Annotated in this window: 12 protein-coding genes; 3 read left to right on the top strand and 9 right to left on the bottom strand. The window is 68.4% G+C overall.

Features of this window, described 5'->3' with window-relative positions; all coding sequences use genetic code 11:
- Positions 1–63: 63 nt before the first annotated feature.
- Together CFB34_RS01645 and CFB34_RS01640 are read left to right on the top strand one after the other, a co-directional pair.
- On the top strand, positions 64–981 hold the full coding sequence (locus CFB34_RS01645; RefSeq protein ID WP_089443336.1) for a hypothetical protein: 918 nt from the start codon (positions 64–66) through the stop codon (positions 979–981).
- Between the two features lie 16 nt (positions 982–997).
- Entirely contained in the window at positions 998–1363 is a 366-nt protein-coding gene (locus CFB34_RS01640) for a copper resistance protein CopC (RefSeq protein ID WP_089443335.1), read from the top strand.
- 79 nt (positions 1364–1442) lie between these two features.
- Here the strand turns inward: CFB34_RS01640 and CFB34_RS01635 are convergent, their stop codons facing one another.
- From CFB34_RS01635 to CFB34_RS01600, 8 genes are all read right to left on the bottom strand, one after another.
- Positions 1443–3560 carry a TonB-dependent receptor gene (locus tag CFB34_RS01635; protein ID WP_089443334.1) on the bottom strand — a complete coding sequence of 706 codons (2118 nt, stop codon included), beginning with the start codon at positions 3558–3560 and terminating at the stop codon, positions 1443–1445.
- A 53-nt stretch (positions 3561–3613) separates the two neighbouring features.
- On the bottom strand, positions 3614–5728 hold the full coding sequence (locus CFB34_RS01630; protein WP_089443333.1) for a TonB-dependent receptor: 2115 nt from the start codon (positions 5726–5728) through the stop codon (positions 3614–3616).
- 174 nt (positions 5729–5902) lie between these two features.
- Positions 5903–6346, bottom strand: a complete 444-nt coding sequence (locus CFB34_RS01625) for a DUF2946 domain-containing protein (RefSeq protein ID WP_143329529.1) — start codon at positions 6344–6346, stop codon at positions 5903–5905.
- Positions 6324–7787 carry a PepSY domain-containing protein gene (locus tag CFB34_RS01620; RefSeq protein ID WP_089443332.1) on the bottom strand — a complete coding sequence of 488 codons (1464 nt, stop codon included), beginning with the start codon at positions 7785–7787 and terminating at the stop codon, positions 6324–6326. The genes CFB34_RS01625 and CFB34_RS01620 overlap by 23 nt, the downstream gene beginning before the upstream one ends.
- 242 nt (positions 7788–8029) lie before the next feature.
- Entirely contained in the window at positions 8030–8515 is a 486-nt protein-coding gene (locus tag CFB34_RS01615; protein ID WP_089443331.1) for a hypothetical protein, read from the bottom strand.
- A gap of 103 nt (positions 8516–8618) precedes the next feature.
- Positions 8619–9164 (bottom strand): hypothetical protein, encoded by a 546-nt coding sequence (locus tag CFB34_RS01610; RefSeq protein ID WP_089443330.1) that lies wholly within the window; start codon positions 9162–9164, stop codon positions 8619–8621.
- Positions 9161–9361, bottom strand: coding sequence for a hypothetical protein (locus tag CFB34_RS01605; RefSeq protein WP_242808538.1), 201 nt, complete (start codon positions 9359–9361; stop codon positions 9161–9163). Before CFB34_RS01605 ends, CFB34_RS01610 begins: the two co-directional genes overlap by 4 nt.
- A 145-nt stretch (positions 9362–9506) precedes the next feature.
- A complete protein-coding gene (locus CFB34_RS01600) occupies positions 9507–9830 on the bottom strand; it encodes a DNA-binding protein (RefSeq protein WP_089443328.1) in 324 nt (107 codons plus the stop codon).
- Positions 9831–10421: 591 nt separating this feature from the next.
- Here CFB34_RS01600 and CFB34_RS01595 point away from each other — a divergent pair.
- A complete protein-coding gene (locus CFB34_RS01595) occupies positions 10422–11054 on the top strand; it encodes a LysE family translocator (RefSeq protein WP_089443327.1) in 633 nt (210 codons plus the stop codon).
- A gap of 18 nt (positions 11055–11072) precedes the next feature.
- Here CFB34_RS01595 and CFB34_RS01590 read toward each other — a convergent pair whose 3' ends face one another.
- Positions 11073–12041 carry a LysR family transcriptional regulator gene (locus CFB34_RS01590; RefSeq protein WP_089443326.1) on the bottom strand — a complete coding sequence of 323 codons (969 nt, stop codon included), beginning with the start codon at positions 12039–12041 and terminating at the stop codon, positions 11073–11075.
- Positions 12042–12237: the final 196 nt, after the last annotated feature.

The following is a 12237-nucleotide window of genomic DNA, read 5'->3' as shown; positions in this document are numbered from 1 at the left end:
GCGAGCGGCCGTTCGTCGCGCACGTGCGCGACGGCATCGAACGACAACCGGAGAACACACAACATGCCCCGCTTGAACGAACGGCACGCGCCCCGCGCATGTGCCGCGCTGCTGGCCGCCTTGGCCGGCCTGTCCCATGCTTCCTTCGCGAACGCACACGCGGTGGTCGGCGATCGCGTCTTTCCCGCGACGATGACCGTGGACGATCCCGGCGTCGGCGATGAATTCGACACGCAGTTCGGCCACATCAAGTCCTCCGACGATAGCGGCAACACCCTCAACGTCAATACCGTGTCGTACGAGTGGGACAAGCTGATCACGAAGAATCTCGCGTTCAGCGTCGCCAGCCAGTACGTGTCGCAGAACGCACCGGACGGCGGCTCCGCGAAGGGCTGGGACAACGTGACGCTCGGCGTGAAGTACCTCGCCTATACGAACGCGCCGCACGAATTCATGGCATCGATCGGCCTGAAAACCGAGATCGGCGGCACCGGCGCGAAATCGATCGCGAACGCGTACTCGACCTTCACGCCAGCCGTGTATGTCGGCAAGGGCTTCGGCGATCTGCCCGCGTCGCTCGGCTATCTGCGCCCGCTCGCGCTCACGGCCGAACTCGGGCCGAACCTGACCACCGCATCGTCCGATCAGGGGCCGAACTCGCTCGGCTGGGGCATGACGCTGCAATACAGCATCCCGTACCTGCAGCAGCAGGTGAAGAACCTCGGCCTGCCGCAGCCGCTCAGCAACATGGTATTCGTCGTCGAGGCACCGATGAGCACCTGCACCGCGGGCGCGTGCTCGGGCCAGACGACCGGGACGATCAACCCCGGTGTGCTGTGGCTCAACCGCTACGGGCAGTTCGGCATCGAAGCGCAGATTCCGGTCAACCGGGCGAGCGGCAATCACGTCGGCGTGCTCCTCGATGCGCATCTGTATTTCGACGACCTGTTCCCCGGCTCGCTCGGCAAGCCGCTTTTCTGATCGACGGAGCAACCCTATGAACCGCTTGACCACGATGCGCGCGGCCGCTGCCGCGCTGCTGCTCGCCGGCGTGCAGTTCGCGCATGCCCATGCGTTCCCGACGCATCAGGCGCCGTCCGCGGGCGAGACCGTGACGGTGTCGCCGCCGCGCGTCGCGATCGATTTCGACGACGGGCTCGAACCCGCGTTCAGCTCGATCGCCGTCACCGATGCGCAGGGCCGCGCCGTCACGAACGGCAAGGCCGAAGTCGACGCGTCGAACCGCAAGCACATGTCGGTCGCGCTGAACCCGCTGACGCCGGGCGTCTACACGGTGGCGTGGGTGGCCGTCGCGCTCGACGGCCACCGCACGCAAGGGCACTACGCGTTCACGGTGAAGTGACGTTCACCGCCCGGGCCCGCCGCCGTGCATGCGAGCGGCGGCGAGCGCGGCGTACCACATCGAACCGCACCGCGCCGCATCAGAACCGGTAGTTCGCCACCACTTCGAGCCGCCGGTCGTTGCCGAGCAGGTACTGCGTCTCGTTGTAGTACGCGGACTGCACGAAGCGCCGGTTGAACACGTTGTACGCGCGCGCGGCGATCGTCGTGTCCTTGCGCGGCTTCCACGCGAGGCCGAGGTCGACCGTGGTGTACGACGGCATCACGAGCTGGTTCGCGGTATCGGCGAAGCGCTTGCCGACGTACTTGACGCCCGCGATGCCCGTCCAGTCGGGCGCGAAGCGCCAGCTCACCCACAGGTTCGCGAGCCGCTGCGGCACCGACACCGGCACGTTGCCCGCGCGCGACACCGTCGTGCCGCCGGACGTCTGCTGGAAGTCGTCGTATTTCGCGCGCAGGATCGACACGTTCGCGTCGACGCGCCAGTCTTTCGCGATCTCCGCGCCGATCGTGGCCTCGAGCCCGCGCGACGACTGCTGGCCGACCTGGATCGACTGGTTCGGGTTCAGCGGATCGGCCGTCAGCAGATTGCTCTTGACGATCCGGTACGCGGCGAGCGTCCATTCCGCTTTGCCGTCGAGGAACGACTGCTTGACGCCGATCTCGATCTGCCGGCCGGTCGCGAGCGTGAAGTTCGCCTTCGACGCATTCAGCGACAGCAGCGAACTGATCGGATCGGCCGCGACCGAGTACTGGCCGTACACGGCGAGGCCGGGCTGCACGTCGTACACGGTGCCGATGCGCCAGCCCGTGTTCGCGAACACCTTCGTGAACGCGCCGCCGTTCACGAGATCGTCGCGGTTCACGCTCGCATGGTCGTAGCGCAGCCCGCCGATCACCGACCAGCGCGGCGTGATCTCCAGCCGGTTCTCGGCGAACAGCGCGTACTGGTTCGCCTGGCTGCGGTACTTCGGATAGGTGCCGGCCGTGTTGATGAAGCTGCCCGGATCGAAGTTGAACGGATCGACCGTCGACGTGCCCGAATACGGCGAGTTGTTGTCGTGCTGGAACGTCGTGTGATTGAACTCGACGCCCGTCGAGAACGTGTTGCGCGTGCCGAGCAGCGCGGTGGTGACGGTGGCCGCCGTCACGTTGCCGTACTGCGCCTGGTCGTGGAAGATTTCCGTGAAGCTGCTGCGCCGTACTTGCGCGGTCGACGGCAGGTACGTGTAGTACTCGGCGTCCTTCCAGTGACGGTTGCTCTTCATCCGGTACAGCGTGCTCGTCACGTTCAGGCTGTCGCTCGGCTGCCAGTTCGCCGCTATCGTCGCCCAGCTGTCGCGGAACGCGATGTCGCTGTCGCCGACGTTGTAGTTCTTCTTGTCGAGTGCGCGATCGCGCGCGCCGTTCACGAGCGGCACGCCGAAATACTGCATCGGATGCTGGAAGCCCTGCGCATACGACGCCGTCACGTACAGGTCGGGCGTCACGTCGTAGCGCAATGCACCGGAGATCGACAGGTTGCGCGAATTGCCGCGGTCGACCCAGTTCGACGAACGGTTGCCGCTGATGTCGAAGCGGTACGACAGCGTGTCGTTGATCGCGCCGCCGCTGCCGAACGCGACCCGCGCCGTGCCCTCGGTGCCGCCGCCGACCTGCAGCTCGTTCTGGATCGCGCCGCGCGTCGGCTTCTTCGGCACGATGTTGACGACCCCGCCGATCGCGCCTTCGCCGTAGATCACCGACGCCGGGCCGCGCAGCACGTCGATATGATCGACCGACCACGTGTCGAACGGAAACGTGATGCCGATCGCGCCGTACGGACGCACGCCGTCATAGAGCTGCGTGACCGACGACGCACCGACGAAGCCGCGCGCGCCGAGCTCCGAGCCGCCGTTGCCCGGATGCGGCGACGCGCTGATGCCGGCGGCGCGGCTCACCGCGTCGACGATCGCGCTGTCGCCGCGCGTGTCGAGCGTCTTGCGATCGATCTGCTCGACGCTCGCGGGCGTTTCGAGCGACGTCAGGCCGAGACGGCTGCCGGTGTCGAGCTGCTGCGTGAGCGGCGTCGCCTTCCGGGCGTTGATGCGAATCGGCGCAAGCGTGGCGCCGGTGCTCGCGGCATCGCTTTCCTGTGCGTGGCCCGCGGGCGAGAAGGCCGCGAGAACGGCGGCAGGCAGCATCAATCCGAACTTCATGTTTCGATTTCCTTTGAATCTGTTCAATGCGGTGTTGCTTGAAAGGCGGCGCATCAGAACGCGTACCGCATGCCGGCGAACACGCTGCGCCCTTCGCCCGGATAGAAGATCGCGGTGTTCGCGGTGCGCGCGTTCGCGACCGTGCTGATGTCGCTCACATAGCGCTTGTTGGTCAGGTTGCGCGCGTCGACGAACAGCGAGAGGCCATTGCGGAAGTCGTAGCCGGCCTGCAGCCCGAGCAGCGTGTAGCTCGGCACGCGCAACGTGTTCGCATCGTCGGCCCACGCGCCCGACGGCACCCAGTCGAGCGTCGCCGCGATGTGGAAGCCGCTCGGCCGCGCGTAGCCCAACGTCGCGCGCAGCACGTTCAGCGGCACGCCCGCGATCCGGTTGTTGCCGTACTGCGGATCGTTCTTGAAGCGGAAGTCGTTCAGGTTCCAGATGCCCGACAGCGTGACCTTGTCGCCCGCGCCGCGCCCGGTGACGTTGCGCAGCAACTCGACCGACGCGCCGGCCTCGATCCCTTGCAGCACCGTCTTGTTCGCGTTGAACGTCGACGCCGGCACGTCCGGGTTCGTCGTGTACTGCAGCAGCTGGTCGCGCACGAGCGAGCGATAGGCGGTCACGTCCCAGCTCACGCGCTCGCGCGAGCCGCGCGTGCCGAACTCGATCGTCCACGCGTGCTGCGCCGCGAGCGGTGTGAAGCGCGTCGTGTTCGAGAAGGTCTGCGTGAGGTCGGTGAAGTCGGGCACGTCCTGGCTGCGCGTGACGTCGACGTAGGCCTGGGTGTGCGCGTCCGGCTGCCACAGCAGCCCGAGCTTCGGATTGACGCCGCTGTAGCTCGCGTTCGTCGACTTGGTGTTCGGGCTGCGCGGCAGCCCGCCGTTGTCGATGTACTCGCGCACCGAGTGCAGTACCTTCACGCCCGTCATCAGCGCGACGGTCGGCACGAAGAACAGCCGGTTCTCGACATACGCCTCGTAGTTGAAGGCCGTCTGCGTCGAATCGAGCGTCTGCGCGCCCTTGTTGCCGTTGACGTTCACGTACTGGTTCGCCTGCGTGCGGCCGCCGAAGAAGCGCGCGCCGACGATCAGGTCGTTGCGCATCCCGCCGAGCGTCAGGTGGCCCGTGTAGCGCGGCGCGAAGCCGTAGGTCCAGCCGTCCTGGTCGAGCGCCTGGAAGATCGGGTGATAGAGGCTCTTGTGGATCGCCCACGTGTCGAACTGCAGCTCACCCGAATCGAGCTTCACCGTCGTGCGGTTCGCGATCCGCTCGGTGCGCGTGTTGCGCGCCTGGTCGCCCGAGATCGCGTTCGGCGCGGCCTTGGTGGGATTGTTCAGCGCGTCGGACAACGACAGCGTGCCGGGCAGCAACTGGTCGACGACGTACACGCCGACGTAGAAGCGCGTCTCGACCGTCGGGCTGAAACGGTAGCCGACGTTCGCGTTGAACTGCTCGTATTGCCCCTTCGAATGATCGCGATAGCCGTCCGCGTGATTGACGCTGAAGTTCGCGAGGAAATCAAGCGGGCCGAGCACGCGCGAGATCTGCGCGCTGGTGCGCACCGTGCCGTAGCTGCCGCCTTCCACGCGCACGATGTTCGGCGCGTCGGCGGTATGGGCGGTCGGCGTGATGAAGTCGATCGCGCCGCCGAGTGTCGACGCACCATACGCGAGGCCGTTGCCGCCCTTGTAGACCTGCACCGCCTGCAGTGCGAGCGGATCGATCTGGTAGTAGTCGCCGCTGCCGTCCGCGAGGTTGGTCGGGATGCCGTCCTGCAGGATCTCGAGGCCGCGCGTGTGGTACGAGCGGGCGATGCCCGAGCCGCGAATCGACAGCCGCAACTCCTGGCCGTAGCGGTTCTCGACGAACACGCCCGGCACGTCCTTCAGCACGTCGCGCAGCGTGAACGCGTAGGTGTTCCGGTAGCTGTCGGCATCGACGAAGCCCACCGAGCCGACCGTCTGCTCGAGCGTGCGCTTCAGGCTGCCGGTCGATTTCGATGTCAGCGAGTCCATCTCGCGGGGTGCGTTGACGTTGATCGCGGGCAGCGTCGATGCGGCCGGTGCATCGGTGGGTGCGTCGGCGCCTTGCGCGCAGGCGGCCGACGCGAAGAGCACGGAGATCGCGCCGGACAGCGCGGCGGCAATACGGGTCGAGGTAAACATGTCGTTGTACGTAGGGTGATGGTGACGATGATGAGTCGGACACGATGCCCGCCATGCACGGCACCGGCCGCCGCGCGTGGTCACGCGCGCGGGTTCGGCATCGGGCACCGGCAGGGCGGGCAGGCGAAGCGGGGCGGCGCCGCGCGGCATACGGCGGCGCGGTCGCGAGGTGCGTCAGGCGCGGGCGGAAGGCGGCCCGCGCGCGGCGAGCGCGTACCGCTTCGGCGGGTGGCAGGCAGAGGGGATCAGCGGCGCGGGCGGCGCATGCCGCACGGCCGGGGAAGCGGAGAGCAACACCGCGGACTGCAGCGGCGGATGGCCGGCGAGCAGGCCGCAATAGCCGCAGCGGTCGAAATGCTTGCCGGATGGAGAATCGGACAGCGAATCGGAAGACGCTTTCGGTTCCGCGTGCGCCACGAGCGTGTTGCCGGTTGCCGAGCAGATCGGTGCGGCCGGCAAGCCGTCATCGGATGCGGCAGCGCGCAGTTGCGAGATCAGCGGCGCGACGAGCGCGAGCACGAGCGCGAACAGCCCGAGCCACGCGGTGGCCCGGGCTTGTCGCGTCGGCGCGCCGCGTATGCCGGCGCGCGATGAATCAGGCCGCTGCGCGTGCGGCACGGCCGAACAGCAGACGGTCGATCAACCAGACCGCGGCGATCGTCGCACCCATCAGCGGGAAGACGATGCCGAGCAGCACGAGCCCTGCGATCCAGCCGCGCATCGGCGGCGCGCCGCGCTCGCGCGACGGCGCGCCCAACTTGCGAGCCGGGCGGCGCTTCCACCACATCACGGTGCCCGTGACGGCCATCGCGGCCAGCCCGAGCGACAGCACCGCGCAGACGATCTGGTTCGCGAGCCCGAAATAGCGGCCCATGTGCAGCGCCGTGCCGTACGACACGGCGCGCGATACCGCGCCGTAGTCGTCATAGCGGATGTCCTTCAGCACGGCCCCGCTGTACTGGTCGAGGTAGATCGTTCGCTCGGCTTTCGGGTCGTCCGGGAAGTACGACGCGGTGAACACGCCGTCCGCGCCGGACGGCAGCGCGAGCGTGTAGCCGCTCGTCACGCCGAGACCCGCGACGATCGCGATCGCGCGGGCCAGCGGCAGCGGTGCCGGCGTCGGCGCCGACGGCGAATGCGGGACGGGCACGTTGCCGACCGCCCACGGCGTTTGCGGCAACGGCAGGTCGTCCATCACCATCCCCGGCATCGACTCGCCGGAGTCGTGGTGATGGCCGGCCGGCGCGGCAGCCTGGGCAGGTGCGGGCGCCGCGGCGGAGCCGGGGCGCGTCGAGCGTACCGATCCGCCGCCCCATGCGCCTTCCGGCGCGCCGAGGTTCACGGTCGCGGCCAGCGCCTTGAAGTTCTTGCCCCACGAGCCCGACCACGGCAGCCCCGTCAGGATGAACGCGATCGTGCCGGCCGCGAGCCAGATGCCGGCGGTTGCGTGAATGTTCTTCCACAGCGGCCGGCCGCGCAGCGACAGGTCGGGGCGCAGCGCCTGCCCGACGCGCGTCGCGCCGCGCGGCCACCACAGCGCGATGCCGGTGCCGATCATCACGAAAGTCCAGCACGCGGCGAGCTCCATCAGCAACTCGCCCGTCTTGCCGAGCAGCAGCTTGCGATGCAGCATCCGGTCGATCTGCATGAAGCGGTTCTCGACGCTCAGCGTGCCGAGCACGCTGCCGTCGTACGGGTTCACGTACACGCTCTCGCGGCTGCCGTCGCGCAGCCGGAACACGTATTCGGCGCTGCGGTCCGGTGCGGTCGAGACCTGCACGGACACCGGCGTCGCGCTGGCCGGCATCGCGGTGCGCGCGCTCGCGAGCAGTGTGTCGGCATCGAGCCGCGGCGTGGCGCGCGGCTCGACGACGAGCCGGTGCGGATACAGCAGCGGCTCGATCTGCGGCTGGAAGCAATAGAGCGTGCCGGTGATCGCGAGGACCACCAGGAACGGCATGACGAACAGGCCGGCATAGAAGTGCCAGCGCCAGAGCGTCCGGTAGCCGGCGTGGGCGGATTGGGCGGGCGAGATCGCCCGTTCGACGGTGGTCGACATGGTGTCAGCTCCTCGGGTTCGTTGAGCGGCCACGCCGGCACGGGCCGGCGGGCGTCAACGCGCGTCGCGCCCGCCGGCCGGCATCGACGAAACGGGCGGCGCGGCGCCATGCGCGGAAGCGGCGCATGACGGCGTCGCCCGCGCGAGGCGGGCAGGCGGGTGAACGCTTGAATCAGGTCGTGTGAGACGAACGGCATGCAGGCCCGCGCACGTCGACGTGCACGAGCCGCGGGGCGGAACCGTCAGCAGAACAGCGGAGGGGCGCGGGAGGGTGGGCGATCGTCGAAGATCGATCGCACGACGGGAATACGGTCGACCTGAATCCGGAAGCGCCGTGGCGTGGCGGCCGGAAACAGCAGCACCAGCAGCACGAACGACGCGAGCGCGGTGAACAGCGCGGCGCCGAATGCGCACAGGCTGTCGCCGCTGCCAGACGACGCCGTGTTGTCGGCATGCCCGTCATGCTTGAGCGCATCGGCGAGCGCGAGCGCGTCGTTGGCCGGTGTGATCGGCGCGCCGGCATCGAAACGGGCCGCCAGCGCGGCCACGTTGACGATCAGCGGGCCGCGGCCCGAACACAGCACCACCGAGCCCGCATCCGGACCGTCCGGATCGAGCATCACGGCGCCCGACATCAGCGCGCGGGACAGCAGCGTCACGAGGAGGATCCCCCACAGAAGCTGTCGCGCGACGCCTTGGCGGAGCAGGAAGCGGCGAAGTGCGTTCATGGCGCGCGATTGTACCTCCGTTTGCGGGGCGGGGCCGTCCGCCACGCTGATGCACGGCATCAGCCCGGCGCGCTGCCGGAAGCGGACGAAAGCACGCGGGCGGCTATTCGGCGCCGAACGATTCGCTGCCGGGCGGCAGGTTCGCCGGGCCATACGACCAGGTGCCGTCGGCGCGGGCGGTCAGCACGTTGCCCGAGCGCCGGTCGTACAGATGCCACTGTTCGTCGGCCGGATCGTCGCCGTACGGCCAGGTCGTCAGCTTGCCGCCGAGGTCGAAATCGAACGTCCACGAACCCGGCTGGGCACCGGGCGTGACCGACTGCAGGATCTGCCCGTCGAGCCGTTGCGCGGCGGCCGCGATGTCGCCGGATCGGGATTCGCTGTGCGCGAGCTCGTGGCCGTCGAGCGCGATCGACCAATGGCAGTAGCAAATCCACAGGTGCCCGTTGCCGGCCACCGTCACGTGCCGCGATGCGAGCCTGTCCCGCGCCGTCGCGGACAGGCCGGGCGAGCCGGCGAGCGGCTCCCGCACATGCAGCGCGGGTTGCCCGAATTCGAACGTGAGAAAACTGCCCTGGCCTTTCGTCACGGACCAGGCAGGGGTTTCGCAGATGGCCGGCCAGATCCGGTCGAAATCGACAGCGTTCACGGCGTGCGTCTCACATCGGCGAAACCGGCTTCGGCCTCGGCCTCAGTCTCGGCGTCGTCGGCGCTGCCGTCAGCGTCGGCCAGCGGATCGGACAGGTCGGCCGGCGACACGCGCCGCATCGTCCGCTCGCCGTCGCGATCGTCGCGGCGATCGTTCGGGTCGAGCGGCTTCTGCGCGTCGCGGCCGTCGTGTTTCACGAACGCGCCGAGTGCGCGGGCCAGTCGGGATCGCCGGTTCCGGGGGATCATGCGGCGAGGTCATCGGGCATGCGTGTGCCGCGAATCGGGGAAGGGCCGCCGCGGCGGTGCGTGACGCCCGCGGCAGCCGATGCAGTGCGCCGGCTCAGGCCGGATACGCATCGTCGACTTTCAGGTTCGCGAGCCGGAACAGCGTGCGCAGCGTCTGCGGATGAATGTCGCGGTGCGCGGCGAGCGACGTCAGCATGAAGTCGAGCACCTTCGCGTAGCGGAGCAGCACGAGGCAGCGCGCGAGATCGGGCGTGCGGCCGCGCATGTCCTCGGCGAGTTGAACCATTTCGGTGGACAGCGAGCGTGCCATCTCGAGTTCCATCTGCTGTTTTTCGGTCCAGTCGGGCAACGGCTGTTCGAGCACCTTCGCGAGAAAGAGCTGGAACGACGTGTCGGACGAATTGGGCAGTGCATCCATGAAGGGCCTCGTTACTTGCTCGGATCGTTCGGGCGTGTCCGCTGGATGCGCCCGAGGTGGGTTCGTGTCCGCGCGGAGAGCGGCGCGGTGGTTACCTGAACGGGATGCAGGTTTCGTACCAGCGGCGCGAGACGATTGTTGAGTATTGTTGAGCCGCGACGCGACGCGGGCCGCGAGTCCCGCCGGTATTGGGGGGCGGAGGGGACCGAGGAGGCGGTCTACCGGCGCGGCGCGATGCACATCGAGTCCGCGGAGCGGCTCGCCGACGCGAAATGCTTCACGGATGTAACGTAACGCCGGGATAAATTGCGTGGCGCGTTCCCCGGCCATCTGACGAAACGGGCCGGCCCGCGCGTGCCGCCTGCGCCTGTCAAGCGTGCGGCCCGGCGCAAGCGGCAGGACAGGACGTCCGCCATGCTCGGCGAAAGCTGCCGGCGAATGTGACGGGTGTTTCAAATCCGAGACGGATTGACTCGTGGCGACGCGGTTGCGCGCCCCGTCCAACTGGCCCAGCGATTTGTCGGCCAATTGTCCATGGGCAGACGGCGCGCGTTTGCCAACAATGCCCCGATCATCCCTGCGAGGTTCGACATGAGCGTCCACGCCTTCTTCTCGGCCAACCTGCTGCTGGCCTACACGGCTTATTTCATCGGGACGGCCAGCCCCGGGCCGAGCAATCTCGCGATCATGTCGGTCGCCGCGAACCAGGGCCGCAAGGCGGCGCTCGCGTTCGCGCTCGGCGTCATTTCCGGGTCGATGTGCTGGGCGACGGTGGCGGCGCTCGGCGTGTCGGCCGCGCTGCTCGCGTGGTCGAAGCTGCTGGTCGCGATCAAGGTTTTCGGCGGGCTGTACCTGCTGTGGCTCGCGTTCAAGTCGGGGCGCACGGCGTGGTCCGGCAACGCGGCGGCGTCGACGAACGCTGCGGGCGAGCAGCGGCTGTCGCGCTTCTATGTACGCGGCGCGATGCTGCACCTGACCAATCCGAAAGCGATCCTCGTGTGGGTATCGATCGTCGCGCTGTCGTCGAACGGCGCGGGCGCGTCGCACGGCGCCGTCGTGCCGGGCTGCATCGTGATCGGGTGCCTGGTGTTCGGCGGCTACGCGCTCGTGTTCTCGATGGACGGCGCGCGCCGGCTGTACGTGCGCGGCCGGCGTGCGATGGAAGCGTGTCTTGCCGTCGTGTTCGGCGTGGCGGGGATCAGGCTGCTGGTGTCGAACGTCTGACGCGGCAGGCCCGCGCGTCTAGCGGTTGGTGCGCCGGGCCGTCGAACGCACGGCATTACCCGGCTGCTCCGCCGGACGCGTGAACAGCGACACGATCGTCTGCCGGAGCCAGCGGTGCGCGGGATGGCTGTCCCAACGCTGATGCCAGATCACGCAGTAAGGCCGCGCGGGCATGCGCACCGGCGGTTGCCGCGACACCAGTTCCTTTTCGTGGATCGACAGATCGAGCAGCGTGGTTGGCAGCACGCCGATGAAGTCCGATTCGCGGATGATCGCCAGCGCGGGCGAGTACGCATTCAGCGTGAGGACGAGATTGCGCTGCAGGCCGTGCGCGGAGAGCAGGCTGTCGTACACCGGCACCCGCATGCCGGAAAACCCGACGTCGAGATGCCGCGCCGCGAGAAAGCGCTTCAGCGTGAGCGGCCCCTTCGCGAGCGGGTGATCCTTGCGCATCAGGCAACTCCAGTGGATCGGCCACATCTCGTGCGTGCGCACGCCGCTGCTCGGGCTCGAGTCGTTCAGGTAGCCGCCGATCGCGAGGTCGACGCCGCCGCGGTCGAACATGCCCGGCAAGTCGGCGACGCTGAACGGCGTGAGTTCGATCCGCATCGACGGCGCATGCGTGCCCATGTACTGCGCGAGGCGCGGCATGATGCGCTCGACCGAGTAGTCCGACATCGCGATCGTGAAGGTGCCCCGATGTTCGTGCGGGTCGAACTGGTCGGGCGAGATCGCCTGCTTCAATGCGTCGAAGTGCGGCTGGACCGCCGACCACAGCTCGCGCGCCCGTGCGGTCGGCCGCACACCGGAGACGGTTTTCTCGAACAGCACGTCGTCGAGCGACTCGCGCAGCCTGCGCAGCGCATTGCTGACCGCCGACTGTGAAAGCGCCAGCCGTTCGGCGGCGCGCGTGACGTTGCCTTCGGCCATCAATGCCGCGAACACACGCAGCAGGTTGAGGTCGAGCTGGCGGAACACATCCTTCATCGCACATCTCCCATTCGGGTGCCGGCATCCCGCGCGTGACGTCGGGAGCCGGAACGTCGTGGCGGCAAGTGTCCGGGCCGCGGGCCGTTCGCGCAAGGTCGCGTTTGCCCTTGCTGAGAGCTGGCTGGCGCCGCGACGAAGTCGCGCGCCGCGCTCGCACCGTTATTCACGTTGGTGATGATCATATTCTGGAAAT

Origin of the sequence: Burkholderia sp. HI4860 (assembly GCF_002223045.2) — a bacterium.
Taxonomy (GTDB): Bacteria; Pseudomonadota; Gammaproteobacteria; order Burkholderiales; family Burkholderiaceae; genus Burkholderia.
The sequence above is the reverse complement of the archived record's forward strand: the minus strand, read 5'-3'. Positions and strand labels throughout refer to the sequence as shown.

Coding starts and splice junctions, on each gene's coding strand:
- CFB34_RS01645 (WP_089443336.1), top strand. CDS start 64: ATGCCCCGCTTGAACGAACGGCACGCGCCCCGCGCATGTGCCGCGCTG.
- CFB34_RS01640 (WP_089443335.1), top strand. CDS start 998: ATGAACCGCTTGACCACGATGCGCGCGGCCGCTGCCGCGCTGCTGCTC.
- CFB34_RS01635 (WP_089443334.1), bottom strand. CDS start 3,560: ATGAAGTTCGGATTGATGCTGCCTGCCGCCGTTCTCGCGGCCTTCTCG.
- CFB34_RS01630 (WP_089443333.1), bottom strand. CDS start 5,728: ATGTTTACCTCGACCCGTATTGCCGCCGCGCTGTCCGGCGCGATCTCC.
- CFB34_RS01620 (WP_089443332.1), bottom strand. CDS start 7,787: ATGTCGACCACCGTCGAACGGGCGATCTCGCCCGCCCAATCCGCCCAC.
- CFB34_RS01615 (WP_089443331.1), bottom strand. CDS start 8,515: ATGAACGCACTTCGCCGCTTCCTGCTCCGCCAAGGCGTCGCGCGACAG.
- CFB34_RS01600 (WP_089443328.1), bottom strand. CDS start 9,830: ATGGATGCACTGCCCAATTCGTCCGACACGTCGTTCCAGCTCTTTCTC.
- CFB34_RS01595 (WP_089443327.1), top strand. CDS start 10,422: ATGAGCGTCCACGCCTTCTTCTCGGCCAACCTGCTGCTGGCCTACACG.
- CFB34_RS01590 (WP_089443326.1), bottom strand. CDS start 12,041: ATGAAGGATGTGTTCCGCCAGCTCGACCTCAACCTGCTGCGTGTGTTC.